The following is a 15,388-nucleotide window of genomic DNA, read 5'->3' as shown; positions in this document are numbered from 1 at the left end:
GTAGTTCAGTTGGTTAGAATACCTGCCTGTCACGCAGGGGGTCGCGGGTTCGAGCCCCGTCCGTTCCGCCACTAATTGCATAACCCTGAATCGAAAGATTCAGGGTTTTTTGCATTTATAGACTTTGCATTTATAGCTTTTTGCATTTCTAGCGCTGTAAGGGTGACGGTAAATAGCAAAAATAATGATAAAGTCAGGCATATTTTTCTAAAAATACGCCTGATCAGTGGCAATTTACTGCATATTCGCAACGCTAAGCTGCGCTTTGATATCTTGATCCAGGTTATTGACCCAGCGATTGTAATTTTTATGGATTTTACCCTTATTCTCATCCAAATTACTGCTGCTCACATACTCGATTTTATATTCTGTAGACGAATAGGTTATTTTGACATTCGCTATATGACCGCGCGGCGTTAATGTCGCCATAACTATTCCATCCTGTGGCGTACTCATTTGCCATCCCCGTTTCGCTCCCGCCATTAAAATAGCTTGCTTGACCTGCATTGAGCTATGGCTCGCTATCACCGCCTCGTTCACATTGTGAATCGGTGCCGTATGGCTTATGCAACCGGTCAGTAAGGCAGTGCAAATAGCTATCTTTAGAAACCCTTTATTAAATTTCATTTAAAACCCATATTGTTAAATATCATTTAATTAAACTTACCCTTTTATCTCAGTTTACAAAATACATCCTTGAGAAGGGTTCGAACAGTTTTAATGAATGAATATCCTTTCCTTAATCTTATTTAAATATTAGATAAAACTTAATCTCCTGATAAATTAGCAGGCTACCTCTATTTATGCTTAGTAATTAGTAGTTTCTTAATTAATGGCGTAACGATATTTTTTTTCCTGGATCCTGTTATTATCGCTATCAACAACGCAACTTAGGATAATTCGCATTTATAGATGCACTTACCCCTAAAATCGAATACAGTCTGCATTCGATAAAAAGGTGATCCGAGAGCGCGTTAAAATGAATTACTCATTAGCTGTACTTGATTGGCATGCACTAGCGCCCGGCCTGAGTACATCAGAAGACTGGAATCAATGGGCTTTGCTATCAGCTGATCAGGCTTTCAAGGGAGAGATCGCTAAAAGCCAGCGCATTCCAATGATGTCAGCTCGTCGAATGAGTCCGGTAAGTCGTATTGCCGTTGAGTCGTCGCTCGCATTAATCGAGAAATATCAGTTTGATAGAGCAGTATTTACCAGTCGGCATGGCGAACTCGAAAGAACCTATAAAATTCTTCAGACTTTAGCGCAGCAACAGCAGGTATCGCCCACCGATTTCTCGATGTCGGTACATAATACGGCCGCTGGATGGCTCACTATTGCCGCGAAAAATACCTTGCCGGTCACCTCGTTGGCAGCAGGAAGCGACAGTTTCCAGCAGGGGTTGCTAGAAGCGCGGGCAATGCTTTCCGTTGACGGCGTGAATACGGTTCTGCTGGTTGATTTTGATGGTTGCGTGCCAGATATTTATGCGCCAAATCAGAATAGCCAATATGCGCCATATTGCGTTGCTCTCGTTTTGACAAAGGGCGATACGTCGACCTGTCATCTTATTCAAGAAGCAAAAACTAGCCCCATGCCACAGAGTCTGCAATTTTTACGTCATTATCTCCTTAAGGATAACGATTTTATTATTGCGGCCGACGATTATTCCTGGCAATGGCAATGTGAAAATAACACTCGGGATTAGACATTAATGAAGCGTGCCAGCCTGTTTAATCGCCTTTGGCGTTGGTTAGCAACCGGCGTATTTTTCCTGGTTTTCGGATTAGGTGGACTGATACTTTCGCTTATTTGGTTTACTCTGCTGAGGCTGGTTGTTCGCGACCCTAATCGCCTAAATAGATTGACGCTTAACAGCATTAAATACAGCTTTAAATTTTTTCTGAATTTACTGCGTGTTGCTGGGGTAATGGATTATCGTATCGAAGGCGCAGATCTTTTCGATCAGGATAAAGGTTGTCTGATCGTGGCCAATCATCCGAGCCTGCTAGATTACGTTTTATTGGCATCGTGCATGCCGCGTTGTGATTGCATTGTTAAAGCAGCGCTATTGAAAAATCCTTTCGTAAAAGGTGTCATCAAGGCAGCGGGATATCTGGTTAATTCAGGCTCCAATGCATTATTGGAATCCTGTAAACAGAGGCTCGATGCGGGCGGAAGCCTGCTCATTTTTCCTGAGGGTACGCGAACTCCCGAAGGTAAAGCGATAGTCTTGCAGCGCGGCGCAGCAAATATTGCGTTAAGGGCCGACTGCGATATTAGGGTGGTGCAGATTTCTTGTCATCCACCCATGCTAACAAAACAGGGCCGATGGTATAATATTCCACCGAATAAACCGCATTTTGTTATTCGGGTGAAAGACAAAATTGCAGCCCGAGAATTTATTGAACCGGACGATCTGTCACTTGCGATGGCCGCGAGACGTCTGACTCATCGCCTGCGTTCAGAGTTAATGTTGAAGAATAACGAGAAATAAGTAATGGATTCAATAAGTAACGAAATAAAAAAGCTTATCATCGACACCTTGAATCTTGAGGGGATGACGCCTGAAGAAATAGATACCGAGGCGGCGCTATTTAATGATGGTTTGGGTCTCGATTCAATTGATGCACTGGAATTGGGATTGGCATTAAAAAATAAGTATGGTGTCGTGCTTTCTGCAGAAAGCGAAGAAATGCGTCAGCATTTTTATTCGGTAGCGACTCTCGCCCGTTTTATTGGCGAGCAATCAAAATAACAATTATTCAAGCTAATACTTTTAGAAGGTTTTATGCAGAAGCAAGATATTTATCAACAGATTAGTGATCTCATGGTTAAGTTATTCGAGCTTGATGCCGCTGATATAACACCGGAATCTCGACTCTATGAAGATCTCGATTTAGACAGTATCGATGCCGTCGATTTAGTCGTGCATCTGCAAAAATCGACGGGTCGAAAAATTAAGCCCGAGATGTTTAAATCGGTAAAAACTGTTCAAGACGTTGTTGATGCTATCGATGAATTACTTAATTCTGAACAGTCTTAAATAAGCCATGAATCAAGACCGGCCGCCTCGCTCTTTTCGACTTAATACATTATTACATGTGTTGATGGTCTTGGTTCTTATTGCTTATCCGCTAGCCGTTAATTTTGGACTGAAGAAGTGGGGCGTTGAGATCCTTGCGCCGCTGCTGATCGCCGTATTTCTTCTCCGCCTGCTTACCTTTCGTGGCAAGCTAAGCCAATTAACGGCGCTGGGTAAATCTATTGCCATTACAGGGTTATTGTTAGCTGCTGCAAGCGGGTTACTGCATGAAACTCAGATGCTGCTCTATTATCCGGTTGCGGTGAACGGATTATTATTACTGTTATTTGGGTACTCGCTTTTTTCATCGCCACCCATAATCGAGCGACTCGCCAGACTTACAGAACCTGATTTATCTCCACAGGGCGTCCGCTATACGCGAAGAGTAACCCAAGTCTGGTGCCTCTTTTTTATTTTCAACGGCGGCATTGCTCTTTATACCTGTTTAAAAGGCAATTTGGCCCTGTGGACATTTTATAATGGCGGAGTGAGTTATCTGCTGATTGGCTTATTGATGGGTATCGAATGGATAGTCAGGAAAAGAGTACGCAAAACATAAGCTTGCCGATAGATCAATGGTTGACGTCTGGTGTAGAAGGCAACCGGCTTATTGCCTGGAGCCGCACGCGTGAGTGGTATTTAGATGACTTGCGACGCGAGGTGAGCAGCCTTATTTTTCGCCTTCAGTCTATGCCTGCTCAACGTTGGGCGCTGTGTTTCCATGACAGCTACGCGTTTACCGTTTCTCTGCTCGCAGTGCTTTACTGCGGCAAGACTCCCGTGCTGCCAGGCCATATGCGTCATGCGCTATTGCAAGAACAGCGGGGTGAGTTCGATGCGCTTCTCACCGACAGTGAGTTAGCGCTTACTTGCCCGACAATCATCATGCCCATTGATGTTACGCCTGCTGATTCCCTCCCTGAACGGCCTTTACCCGCGTTCCCGCAAAATGCGTCGTTGATTCTATTTACCTCTGGATCAACAGGAAAGCCGCAAAAAGTCGTTAAGCCTGTTTCAAGTTTGCAGATTGAAAGTCAGTGGCTGGCGCAGCGCTGGGGCAATATGCTGAAGAAATCGCGGCTCATTGCCACCGTTTCTTCCCAGCATCTGTACGGCCTGACGTTTCGAGTAATGTTGCCATTTAGCTTGGGCGTGCCGTTTTTTTCCGAAAATCTCGAAGTTCACGAGCAGCTCATCACCATGGCGCAGCATTTTCCGCTCACATTGATTAGCAGCCCGACCTTCTTGCAGCGATTGGACGACCTTTTACCGTCGATAAACTGTGTGCAAATTTTCTCGGCGGGCGGTCCGCTTTCTGCCACCGAAACGAAACGTATATATCAATCGTGTGGTGTTTATCCTACTGATATATATGGCGCGACAGAAACCGGTATTATGGCGAGCCGCCAGCAGCAGCATGAAAATACGCCGTGGACGCTGTTCGACGGTGTCGACTTTTTACCGTCAAATCGCGTGACGTCGACGATTATTGCCGAGCCGCAGGGCGTAGCATTAACCGATAAAATCCAAATATTGCCGGGCGGTAGAGAGTTTCACCTGCTGGGCCGACAAGACCGGATAGTGAAAATTGCCGAGCAGCGGCTATCGCTCGATGAAATCGAGCATCGCTTATGCCAGTTGCCGAATGTAAAAGAGGCCTGTGCAATCGCCATTGAAAGAAAGGGGCGTCGCTATATCGCCGCGGTAATTGTTTTGCGCGGCACGCAAGATAAATCGTCGCACACCGCACTCACGTTGGCGCTGCGTCAATCATTGCGTCCTTGGCTTGCGCCGGTGGCCTTACCGCGATTTTGGCGATTCCTGCCTGCTATCCCACTGAATCAGCAAGGTAAAAGAGCTTACGCCGAACTACAGGAACTCTTTGTATGATGTTACCGCAAATACTCACTCAACAAGTTCAGGGAGACAGCCTACACCTTGAGCTGCTACTGCCCGCCGAGCTTTTCTGGTTCAAGGGACATTTTCCGCAGCAGCCTATTTTACCCGGCGTTACCCAGCTCAACTGGGTGATGATTTTTGCCCGTCAGGCGCTCGGACTTTGCGGCGAATTCGGTGGTTTCGAGGTGATGAAGTTTCAACAGCCACTGTTGCCCGGCGCCCAATTAACGCTTGATATTCAATGGGTCCGCGAGAGAAACAGGCTGATTTTTAGTTACGTTGAAGGTGAACAGCAGGCCAGCAGTGGAAAAATCATCCTATGTCCATAAGTGACGGTTTTCGCCCCTGCATTATTATTCCCTGCTATAACCACGGCGCGACCATGGCCGACGTTATTGCGCGTATTCAGCCATTTGGGCTGCCGTGCATTGTCGTCGATGATGGCAGTGAATCTGAAACGGCCAATGAACTGTCCCGTCTTGCAGCGGAAAATGGCTGGCTGATTCTTGAAACGTTTCCGGTGAATCGAGGCAAAGGCGCAGCCGTAATTCATGCGCTGACCGTAGCTGCCCAGAAAGGATTTAGCCACGCGTTGCAGGTCGATGCCGACGGCCAGCATCAGCTGGCGGATATTCCCAGATTACTGGCAGACGCTGAAAAATATCCTGAATATTTAATCTCTGGCCGGCCGATTTACGATAGTTCGGTGCCTAAAGCCCGACTCTATGGTCGCTATGTGACGCACGTTTGGGTGTGGATCGAAACTTTATCGCTGGAATTGAAAGACAGCATGTGCGGTTTTCGGGTCTATCCGCTCGGCCCTTCACTTGCTTTGTTAAAGCAACACGCGATTGGCGAACGAATGGATTTTGATACCGAAATCATGGTGCGCCTCTACTGGCAGGGCACCCGCAGCCGTTTTATCTCCACGCAAGTTATCTATCCTCCAGACGGCCTGTCACATTTCGATGCCCTCAAAGATAACCTACGGATCTCCTGGATGCATACACGGCTGTTTTTCGGCATGCTGCCACGCATCCCTAAGCTACTGAGAATGCGCAACAAAAACAGTGCATCACCACATTGGTCCAGAACGCAGGAGCGTAAAGGGCTGTGGGGATTACGCCTGATGCTGCGCGTTTATCATTTATTGGGACGTCGTGCCTTTCAACTGCTGCTGTATCCGGTGATTGGCTACTTCTGGCTGAGTGGCGCACGCCAGCGCCGAGCGTCGCAAGATTACCTGCAAAAAGTCGCAGCAGTTGCCACAGCACGGGCTATCAGCTTGCCTTACCCGTTAAGCAGTTTTCGTCATTTCATGCGTTTCGGCGAGGCAGCCTTAAGCAAACTGGCGAGCTGGCAGGGCGATACAAAATTGAACCGCGACGCCATTATCGTCGATGCTGCACGTTGCGAAGCCCAGATTGCCAGCGGCAAAGGCACGCTTATTCTTGGTTCCCATTTGGGTGATATTGAATCGTGCCGCGCGTTAGGTGCGTTAAATCATGATGTTAAGGTCAATGCGCTAGTATTTACCCAACATGCCGAAAGATTTAATCAGCTAATGAAAGAGGTGAATCCTCTCGCCAATGTGAATCTGATTCAGGTCGCCAGCATGGGGCCAGAAACGGCCATCCTGTTAAAAGAAAAGCTGGACCTCGGGGAGTGGGTCGCCATTGTCGGCGATCGCACCTCCGCCAATGGTTATCAGCGTACCTCGACTCAAACGAGCAAGCTGCCACCAACCGACAATCTGCCGCTAACCGAAAAGCAGCGCGTGATTTACAGCGATTTTCTCGGGGAGCCGGCAGCCTTTCCGCAGGGGCCATTTATACTGGCGGCGGCGTTGCGAGTGCCAGTTTTCCTGATGTTCGGCATCATGCAAAATCGAAAGCTGAACATCTATTTCGAGCCTTTTGCCGATCCTTTATTGCTTGCGCGTGCAACACGACAGCAATGTTTACAGAATGCTGTCGACCGTTATGCCCAGCGGCTTGAACATTACAGCCTGTTGGCACCTCACGACTGGTTCAATTTTTACGATTTTTGGCAGCGTCCCGATGCTGACCCCAAAGAGAGAGTTTGACTGCTATGGCCGAGAAAAAAGATTCACGTTTAGCCGATCCACGCTTAGCTGATCCACGCTTTTCTATACGCGTCGAGATGACCGTGCCTTTTCACGACGTCGATCCGATGGGCGTTGTCTGGCACGGTAACTATTTTCGCTACCTCGAAGTGGCTCGTGAAGCGTTACTTAAACAGTTCGACTATGGCTATCGGCAAATGGAAGCGTCCGGCTATGTTTGGCCTATCGTCGATACTCGCCTGAAATACAGCGGACCGGTCACTTTTGAACAGCAAATTATCGTTCAGGCCGAACTGGTGGAATTTGAAAATCGCCTGCGGATCAATTATCAAATTTTTGATGCCCAGAGCGGCAAACGCACCACCAGCGGCTTTACTCTTCAGGTCGCCGTGCATATCGAATCCAAAGAGATGTGCTTTGTCTCGCCGCCAATACTGTTTGAGAAAATGGGAGTGAAACCGTGAAGCATTTTTTAATCTGTCTACTTGCCCTGTTTAGCCTCGGCGCGCAGGCCGTTACGCTTGACTCTCTACAGCAGCGTTTCAGTGAACAGCCCGTTTTACGCGCCGAGTTTATCCAGCAGCGCTCCGTCAGCGGCATGGATCAAAAGCTCAACTCTAGCGGTAATTTACTGATTTCCCGCGAAGAAGGGCTGTGGTGGCAGCAGCAAAAACCCTTCGCGTTGAGCCTTCTGCTCACTAATAACCGGATGGTGCAAACCATGGCCGGGCAGGCACCGCAGGTGGTTACCGCACAAAATAATCCGCAGATGTTCCAGTTCAACGGCCTGCTGAGCGCGCTGTTCCACGCCGATCACCGCGCACTGGCGCAGAACTTTGCGCTAGATTTTAGCGATAAAGGGCAGGGGAAATGGGTGCTGATTTTGAAGCCCACCACCTCGCCGCTAAACAAGCTGTTTAAAACTATCACGCTGGACGGTCAGGATTTTCTCAATCATATCAATATCGACGATATGCAAGGCGACAGCACCCAAATTCAGTTTTTCAATCAACGCACAGAACCCAAGACGCTAACCGATGCCGAAAAGCAGCATTTTTCTTCCTAACCGACACCGCCAGCTGGCCGTTGGCTGGTTGGTCGTCTGCCTTGTGCTGATTGCTGCGCTGTGTTGGCTATTGCCACGCAGCCAAATCAATAGCAGCGTATTGGCACTGTTGCCCAAGCAGCAGCTGGCAAGCGTGCCCGACGATCTCACGACGGCTTTTAGTCAGCGGCTCGATCGCCAGCTGATGTGGCTGGTCAAGCCACCTGCCGATGAAAACAGCGCGCTGGCGCTAAACGATTGGCTCACGCAGCTTCGTCAGATACCCGAATTGCAGCAGGTGCAAGGCCCGATGGATGAGGCGCAGCAACAGCAGTGGGGCCAATTTTTCTATATTCATCGCAACGCCTTAATCGACGACGCAACCCGAGCACGCCTTGCCGCCGGAGCCGAGAGTCAGTCGCAGTGGATTCTGGGCCAGGTCTATTCGGCCTTTGCCGGTGTCAGTGGTAAAGAGCTGGCTGGCGATCCGCTATTATTGGTGCGCGCATCACAAATGGCGCAGCAGCAAAACGGCGCAGGCATGACGCTGGACAACGGCTGGCTGATGGCGAAAGACCCGGAGGGCCAACGCTGGTATCTGCTGCACGCCGAGCTGCGCGCCTCTTCTTATGACATCACCAGCAGCAAGCAGATTGTAGGCAAGCTCGATGCTCTAAAAAATCATTTCGAAAGCCGCTGGCCGGGCGCGCAGGTGCTCGAGCGCGGCACCGTTTTTTACAGCAACTATGCCAGCCAGCAGGCCGAACATGATATTTCCACCCTTGGGCTGGCTTCTGTTCTAGGCGTTTTCGCCCTGATTTTACTGATGTTTCGTTCTATCGTGCCGATGCTGCTCAGCGTTCTGTCGATCGCTATTGGCGCGCTTTCGGGCACCGTCATGACGCTGCTGGCCTTTGGCGAAATCCACGTCATGACGCTGGTATTGAGCACCAGCATCGTTGGCATTTCGGCGGATTACACGCTCTATTTTCTTACCGAACGCCGCGTTCATGGGCAGCAGTCAACGCCGCTACAAAGCCTGCAAAAGCTGTTTCCTGCGTTATCGATGGCGATGCTCACCACCGTCGCCGCTTATTTAATGCTTTTGATTGCCCCATTCCCCGGAATGCAGCAGTTGGCCGTGTTTGCCGCCGCGGGGCTGAGCGCCGCCTGCATCACGGTCATCTGTTGGTATCCCTATTTGTCTAAATATTTGCCTGTAGGCCCAACGCCCGGCCTGACGCTTATCCTGCGTTGGCTGCACGCCTGGCGAAGCAAAAAACCGCTGCGTATCGGCCTGCCGCTGGTAGTACTGATTCTGGCAACCGTCGGCGTGGCGCGTTTACAGGTTAACGATGACATTGGTCAACTTCAGGCATTACCTGTTTCACTGCTTAAACAGGAACAGCAGATCGCTGCCTTAACCGGCCAGTCCAACGATCAGAAATGGCTGGTGGTTTACGGCAACAGTGCCGAACAGACTTTGCAACGCCTTGAATTGCTGCATCTGAAGCTTGGAGCGGCGAAAACCGAGGGCAATCTCAGCAGTTATCGGCTGCTCGGTTTACCTTCTCTAAAACAGCAACGGGCCGATCTTACTTTACTTGCCCAGCGTGCGCCCGAGGTGGCCGCTCAGTTGCAACAGGCCGGGCTAAACGTCAAAACTGCCGATATTTCAACGCAGTGGGTGACGCCTGCTGCGTGGCAAAACAGCGTCATCAGTCAGGGCTGGCGACTGCTTTGGCTCTCAATGGCCGACGGTCGCAGCGCCGCACTGGTGCCGGTCAACGGCGTGAAAGACGGCGCAGCGATGCAAACGCTGGCGCAGTCTATGACAGGCGTAGGCTGGATCGATCGCAAAACAGAGTTTAGCGGCCTGTTCGAACAGTATCGCGTCATGCTTTCATGGCTGTTATTGCTCGCCGCAGGGGTAATCTGCGCAATTTATCTGTGGCGTTTTCGCTGGCCTCACGGACTGGTTTGCTGCGTTCCCACGCTGTTATCTTTGGCGATGGGCCTTGCGGCGCTTGGCTTTAGCGGGCACAGCCTCAATCTTTTCTCAATGCTGGCGCTGATTCTGGTGTTGGGCATTGGTATCAATTACACCCTGTTTTTCACCAATCCGCATGGCACACCCACGACTTCGATGTTTGCCATTTTTATGGCGGTGGTGACCACCCAATTAACTTTTGGGATGCTGGTTTTCAGTTCGACTCAGGCTATCAGCAGTTTTGGCATTGTGCTGAGCAGCGGCATTTTTACCGCCTTCCTGCTCTCGCCTCTTACACTTCCAAGCCGGAATAAAAGGAACAAAAAATGATCGCCTTTCGCGCCGTGTGGCTTCTTGTCAGCCTGACACTTGCCGGTTGTGCAGCCGCTCCTCAACCCGATGCCTTGCCGCAGGCCTGGTTAAAGCCGGGAGTTCGCGTGGCATTACCCGCTCCCTTGTTAAATGAAAAGCTCGACCAGCAGCAGCTGTTGACGGGCACCGTCGATGGCAAACAGCAGTCGATGCTGGTGCTTTTAAACGCCGACGGCCAAAGCCTGCAGCTGGCAGGACTTTCTCCGCTCGGCATTCGCCTGTTTAAAGTGGTTTACAACAAGCAGGGTATTCATACCGAGCAGGCGATCAAAATTGCGCAACTGCCGCCCGCTAATCAGGTCCTTGCCGATATTATGCTGAGCTATTGGCCAATAAACCGCTGGCAGCCGCTGTTACCTGCGGGTTGGACGCTGGTCGATAACGGCACCACCCGCGTGCTGGCAGACGCCACGGGCCAGCCGGTTAGTCGAATCGAATACCAGATGCAGCAGGGCAAGCGCCAGCCGGTGTCGATTACGCAGTTCGCGTTCCACTATCACATCACTATCCAGAACGTCGGAGGTGATGCGTGATCTATTTTTCCGCCGTTGGCATGGTCAACGCGTTGGGTGGCGAGCTGGACGAAATAGCCGATAATCTGGTCGCAGGCCGTTCGCCGGGCATGCAATTACAGGACGCCTGGCTGACCAGTAAAAAACCGCTGTGGCTCGGACAAGTCCTTTCGCCGCTGCCGTCTATTCCCGCCTCTCTCGCGCCTCATCGCAGCCGTAACAACCAGCTGCTGATGGCCGCGTTGCAACAAATTCGGCCAGACGTTGATCGCGCCATTGCTCAGTATGGTAAAAGCCGCGTGGCGGTGATTATGGGCACCAGCACCTCCGGAATTGCCGAAGGCGAAGACGCGGTGCTATCTAGCCAGCGAACGGGCGCGTTGCCAAGCGAATATCACTATCAACAGCAAGAGTTGGGCGACCCCTCGCAATTTCTGCGCAAACTGCTGGACCTGAATGGCGTGGCCTATACCCTGTCCACGGCCTGCTCTTCCAGTGCGCGAGCCATTATCAGCGGGCAGCGGCTGATAGCGGCCGGTCTGGCAGACGTAGCGCTGGTGGGCGGCGCAGATAGCCTTTGCCGGATGCCGATTAACGGCTTTGCCAGTCTGGAGGCGCTCTCCGAAGGACGCTGCACGCCGTTCGCCGCCGAAAGAGACGGCATTAATATTGGCGAAGGTGCAGCGCTGATATTACTGACGCGAGAACCCGCGCAGGTGGCGCTGCTCGGGGTAGGCGAGTCATCCGACGCCTGGCACATGTCGGCGCCGCATCCGCAGGGCGAAGGAGCGGAACGGGCGATGATGATGGCGCTTGAGCAGGCGGGCATGAGCCGCGACGATCTCGGCTATATCAATCTTCACGGCACGGCGACGGAGCAAAACGATCGGGTCGAAGGGCAGGTTATTCAAAGAATGTTCGGCAATCACGTGCCGTGCAGTTCAACTAAGCATTTGACGGGTCACACGTTGGGCGCAGCGGGCGCTACCGAGGCCGCACTCGGCTGGCTAATTTTGACCCGCAATCTTCCGCTGCCGCCACAAGATTTTTCGAGCTCTAAAGTCGATGCTTCACTGGCAGATATTGGCCTGATAACCCAGCCTCAACGGCTGACAAAAGCGACTATTCTGTCGAACTCTTTTGCCTTTGGCGGCAATAACGCCAGTATTTTGCTGGGAGAACCGCGATGAAATATTTAGCCGCAGAATGTTATTTGCCGCACGCCGCGCCAATGGTGATGCTTGAACAGGTGCTTGAGGTAGAAGAACACGCGGCGCGTTGTCAGGTACGGGTGTCAAAAGAGGGCGTGTTGGCACCATTTTTAGATGAACAAGGGCGATTACCTTCGTGGTTTGCACTTGAACTGATGGCGCAGACGATTGGCGTCTGGAGTGGCTGGCACGCCAGTCAAGGTGGCAGCGCGCCGCGCCTGGGGATGTTACTCGGCGGACGCGGGTTGAAATGCAGTCTGCCAACATTTCCAGCCGACGCCTTGCTGACGGTGAGCGCCAGCATGCTGCTTCAAGATGAGAAGCTGGCAAGCTTTGAGTGCACTATCTCAATGAATCAACGAGGTAATCCAGAAAGTAAATCTGTTGCACAGGCTGGGTTAAATACTTATCAGCCTGACGCCGAAGAGCTGCAAACGCTGTTTTTAAAAAAACCACGCCAAGAAACACCACTTCAAGGGTCAGCAACATGACACGTTCAGTATTAGTCACCGGTGCCAGCAAAGGGATCGGTCGGGCCATCGCGCTGCAATTGGCGAAAGACGGATTTGCTCTAGTGGTGCATTACCACAGCGATCAACAAGGTGCCGACAACACGGTGCAGTCGATCCTTCAGGAGGACGGCAGCGCCAGAACGATCTGTTTTGATATTAGCGATCGTTTACAGTGCCGCGAAATCCTCGAGGCCGATATCGAGCAGCACGGTGCCTATTACGGCGTGGTCAATAACGCGGGCATTACCCGTGACGGCGCGTTTCCGGCGTTAAGCGACAGCGATTGGGACGGCGTCATTCACACCAATCTCGACAGCTTTTATAACGTTTTGCATCCGTGCGTCATGCCGATGATTGGCCTGCGTCAGGGCGGCCGCATCATTGCCCTCTCTTCGGTTTCGGGCATTACCGGCAATCGCGGACAGGTAAATTACAGCGCCGCCAAGGCCGGAATCATCGGCGCCTGCAAAGCCTTATCGCTTGAGTTGGCCAAACGTAAAATCACCGTAAACTGTATCGCGCCGGGGTTAGTAGATACCGGCATGCTGGAGATGGAACCTCACGCGTTGGACGCCGCAATGAGCATGATCCCGCTAAAACGCATGGGCACGGCGGAAGAAGTCGCCGGTTTGACAAGCTATCTGATGTCAGACATTGCCGGTTACGTCACCCGACAGGTGATTTCGATTAACGGGGGCATGGTATGAGCATTCAGCGCGTTGTTATCACCGGCATGAAAGGCGTTACTGCGTTTGGCAACAGCTGGGAACAGGTTTCAGCGCGTTTGCAGGCCGGAAAAAATGCCGTGCGCCACATGGATGAATGGCTGATTTATCAAGGATTAAACACGCATTTAGGCGCCCCTATCGACGACTTTGTGCTTCCGGAGCATTACACCCGCAAACGCATCCGCTCGATGGGCCGCGTCTCGCTGCTCTCAACCCGTGCGGCCGAACTTGCGCTGGAACAGGCCGGGTTACTCGGTTCGCCGGTGCTGACCAATGGCGAAACCGGCATCGCTTTTGGCTCGTCGACCGGCAGTACCAAACCCGTGAGCGAATTTGCCACCATGCTTACCGAGCAGCACACCAACAACATAACAGGCACGACTTACGTGCAGATGATGTCACATACCACGGCGGTCAATGCAGGGCTGTTTTTCGGTTTGAAAGGGCGCGTTATTCCGACTTCCAGCGCCTGTACCTCGGGCAGTCAGGCAATCGGTTATGCGTTTGAAGCCATTAAACACGGCTATCAAACGGTGATGGTGGCGGGAGGTGCCGAAGAGCTCTGTCCGTCAGAGGCTGCTGTATTTGATACACTTTTTGCCACCAGCCAGCAAAATGACACGCCAGAACTTTCGCCACGGCCTTTCGACACACAACGCGACGGACTGGTAATCGGCGAGGGCGCGGGCGCGCTGATTTTAGAATCATTAGATCACGCGCAGGCGCGAGGCGCGAAAATCTATGGCGAAATCGTCGGCTTTGCCACTAACTGCGACGCGGCGCATATCACCCAGCCGCAGCGCGAAACCATGCAGATTTGCATCGCCAAATCGCTGCAACAGGCCGGTATTTCGGCGGCGGAAATTGGTTATATCAACGCCCACGGCACGGCCACCGATCGCGGAGATATCGCCGAAAGTCAGGCAACGGCGGCAGTCTTCGGCAATCAGACGCCAATTTCTTCGTTGAAAAGCTATTTCGGCCACACCTTGGGAGCCTGTGGCGCGCTCGAGGCCTGGATGTCGTTGGAAATGATGAATGAGCAGCGTTTCTTCCCGACCATTAATCTGTCCGAACCTGATCCGCTGTGCGGCGATCTCGACTATTTGATGAGTGAAGCGCGCCATATCGACACGGAATTTATCCAGTCGAATAATTTTGCCTTTGGCGGCATTAATACCTCGCTGGTTTTCCGTCGCTGGCCGTAAATGACTTAAGCAGCTCCTTAATGAAGAAAGTCACCGCGATCGCTACGGCAACCTTGCAAGCTGAATTAGACACTCGACGTTTATCACCGGCGTTATTGGTCGAAGCCGAGCAAATGGGCGCAAAACGGGCCGCCACGTTTTTGGCTGCCAGAGCGCTGCTGGCGGAATTAATGTCGCAACTCTTTGACTGCGCAACGCTTCCCGCTATCGTAATTCATTCTGGCGGCAAACCGGCGTTTGTCGATAACGCGCTGCCTTTTTTCAATCTTGCCCATAGCGGGAACCAACTGCTGGTGGCCGTTTCCGACGCAGGCCCGGTCGGCTGTGATGTGGAAATTATTCGTGCGCGACGCGGCACGTCTGCGCTGGCTGAGGCTTTTTTTAGTGCGGAAGAGAATCAGTGGTTGAAGAAGCAGGCCGATCCTCTGACGGCTTTCTGGCAGCTCTGGTGTCAGCGGGAAGCGCTGCTCAAGCAGCAGGGGCAGGGAATTTGGTCGATGGCAAACGTCAGTCTGCAACCGCAGCAGAGAACGTTTTCTACCACATCACTCTGCAATAAGAAATTCAGTAATCCAGACCAAGATCTTCAGCTTTATCACGCCGTAAATCACCACGCTCTTTTGGCGTTAGCCGTGCCTGCAAAGGTGAATGATATCCAGCTGTGGAATTTTTCTTCGGAAAACAACCAATTAATAGAAGCACCGCCGCAAGATTGGCAATGCTATCAGCAACGACGCTAG

Annotated in this window: 18 protein-coding genes; 17 read left to right on the top strand and 1 reads right to left on the bottom strand. The window is 51.5% G+C overall.

Features of this window, described 5'->3' with window-relative positions; genetic code table 11:
* Nucleotides 1-234: 234 nt before the first annotated feature.
* Entirely contained in the window at nt 235-627 is a 393-nt protein-coding gene (locus SC206_RS12915) for a hypothetical protein (protein ID WP_332737841.1), read from the bottom strand.
* A gap of 352 nt (nt 628-979) precedes the next feature.
* On the opposite strand from SC206_RS12915, the gene SC206_RS12910 reads away from it, so the two are divergent.
* Genes SC206_RS12910 through SC206_RS12830 form a run of 17 tightly spaced genes read left to right on the top strand, consistent with a single transcriptional unit; the run spans nt 980 to nt 15,388 of the window.
* Nucleotides 980-1,708, top strand: a complete 729-nt coding sequence (locus SC206_RS12910) for a beta-ketoacyl synthase chain length factor (protein WP_332737840.1) — start codon at nt 980-982, stop codon at nt 1,706-1,708.
* 6 nt (nt 1,709-1,714) lie between these two features.
* Nucleotides 1,715-2,497: a lysophospholipid acyltransferase family protein gene (locus SC206_RS12905; protein ID WP_332737839.1), complete on the top strand. Its 783-nt coding sequence runs from the start codon at nt 1,715-1,717 to the stop codon at nt 2,495-2,497.
* Between the two features lie 3 nt (nt 2,498-2,500).
* Complete coding sequence (locus SC206_RS12900; protein ID WP_332737838.1) at nt 2,501-2,758, top strand: phosphopantetheine-binding protein; 258 nt, start codon at nt 2,501-2,503, stop codon at nt 2,756-2,758.
* 33 nt (nt 2,759-2,791) lie between these two features.
* Nucleotides 2,792-3,046 carry an acyl carrier protein gene (locus SC206_RS12895; protein ID WP_332737837.1) on the top strand — a complete coding sequence of 85 codons (255 nt, stop codon included), beginning with the start codon at nt 2,792-2,794 and terminating at the stop codon, nt 3,044-3,046.
* Between the two features lie 7 nt (nt 3,047-3,053).
* Nucleotides 3,054-3,644 carry a hypothetical protein gene (locus tag SC206_RS12890; RefSeq protein WP_442976086.1) on the top strand — a complete coding sequence of 197 codons (591 nt, stop codon included), beginning with the start codon at nt 3,054-3,056 and terminating at the stop codon, nt 3,642-3,644.
* Between the two features lie 20 nt (nt 3,645-3,664).
* Entirely contained in the window at nt 3,665-4,975 is a 1,311-nt protein-coding gene (locus tag SC206_RS12885) for an AMP-binding protein (RefSeq protein WP_332737836.1), read from the top strand.
* Nucleotides 4,972-5,313 carry a 3-hydroxyacyl-ACP dehydratase FabZ family protein gene (locus SC206_RS12880; RefSeq protein ID WP_332737835.1) on the top strand — a complete coding sequence of 114 codons (342 nt, stop codon included), beginning with the start codon at nt 4,972-4,974 and terminating at the stop codon, nt 5,311-5,313. Before SC206_RS12885 ends, SC206_RS12880 begins: the two co-directional genes overlap by 4 nt.
* Nucleotides 5,304-7,070, top strand: a complete 1,767-nt coding sequence (locus SC206_RS12875; RefSeq protein WP_332737834.1) for a glycosyltransferase family 2 protein — start codon at nt 5,304-5,306, stop codon at nt 7,068-7,070. Before SC206_RS12880 ends, SC206_RS12875 begins: the two co-directional genes overlap by 10 nt.
* 5 nt (nt 7,071-7,075) lie before the next feature.
* On the top strand, nt 7,076-7,534 hold the full coding sequence (locus SC206_RS12870; protein WP_332737833.1) for an acyl-CoA thioesterase: 459 nt from the start codon (nt 7,076-7,078) through the stop codon (nt 7,532-7,534).
* A complete protein-coding gene (locus SC206_RS12865; protein ID WP_332737832.1) occupies nt 7,531-8,136 on the top strand; it encodes a LolA family protein in 606 nt (201 codons plus the stop codon). Before SC206_RS12870 ends, SC206_RS12865 begins: the two co-directional genes overlap by 4 nt.
* Nucleotides 8,108-10,435 (top strand): MMPL family transporter, encoded by a 2,328-nt coding sequence (locus SC206_RS12860; RefSeq protein ID WP_332737830.1) that lies wholly within the window; start codon nt 8,108-8,110, stop codon nt 10,433-10,435. Before SC206_RS12865 ends, SC206_RS12860 begins: the two co-directional genes overlap by 29 nt.
* On the top strand, nt 10,432-11,010 hold the full coding sequence (locus SC206_RS12855) for a DUF3261 domain-containing protein (RefSeq protein WP_332737829.1): 579 nt from the start codon (nt 10,432-10,434) through the stop codon (nt 11,008-11,010). The genes SC206_RS12860 and SC206_RS12855 overlap by 4 nt, the downstream gene beginning before the upstream one ends.
* Nucleotides 11,007-12,179: a beta-ketoacyl-[acyl-carrier-protein] synthase family protein gene (locus tag SC206_RS12850; protein ID WP_332737828.1), complete on the top strand. Its 1,173-nt coding sequence runs from the start codon at nt 11,007-11,009 to the stop codon at nt 12,177-12,179. The genes SC206_RS12855 and SC206_RS12850 overlap by 4 nt, the downstream gene beginning before the upstream one ends.
* Nucleotides 12,176-12,691 carry an ApeP family dehydratase gene (locus tag SC206_RS12845; protein ID WP_332737826.1) on the top strand — a complete coding sequence of 172 codons (516 nt, stop codon included), beginning with the start codon at nt 12,176-12,178 and terminating at the stop codon, nt 12,689-12,691. The genes SC206_RS12850 and SC206_RS12845 overlap by 4 nt, the downstream gene beginning before the upstream one ends.
* On the top strand, nt 12,688-13,419 hold the full coding sequence (locus SC206_RS12840; protein ID WP_332737824.1) for a 3-ketoacyl-ACP reductase FabG2: 732 nt from the start codon (nt 12,688-12,690) through the stop codon (nt 13,417-13,419). Before SC206_RS12845 ends, SC206_RS12840 begins: the two co-directional genes overlap by 4 nt.
* On the top strand, nt 13,416-14,648 hold the full coding sequence (locus SC206_RS12835; RefSeq protein WP_332737822.1) for a beta-ketoacyl-ACP synthase: 1,233 nt from the start codon (nt 13,416-13,418) through the stop codon (nt 14,646-14,648). Before SC206_RS12840 ends, SC206_RS12835 begins: the two co-directional genes overlap by 4 nt.
* Nucleotides 14,649-14,668: 20 nt before the next feature.
* Nucleotides 14,669-15,388, top strand: a complete 720-nt coding sequence (locus SC206_RS12830; RefSeq protein ID WP_332737820.1) for a 4'-phosphopantetheinyl transferase family protein — start codon at nt 14,669-14,671, stop codon at nt 15,386-15,388.

Origin of the sequence: Rouxiella sp. T17 (assembly GCF_036663475.1) — a bacterium.
Classification (GTDB): domain Bacteria; phylum Pseudomonadota; class Gammaproteobacteria; order Enterobacterales; family Enterobacteriaceae; genus Rouxiella.
This window is presented reverse-complemented; position numbering and strand designations above follow the sequence as displayed.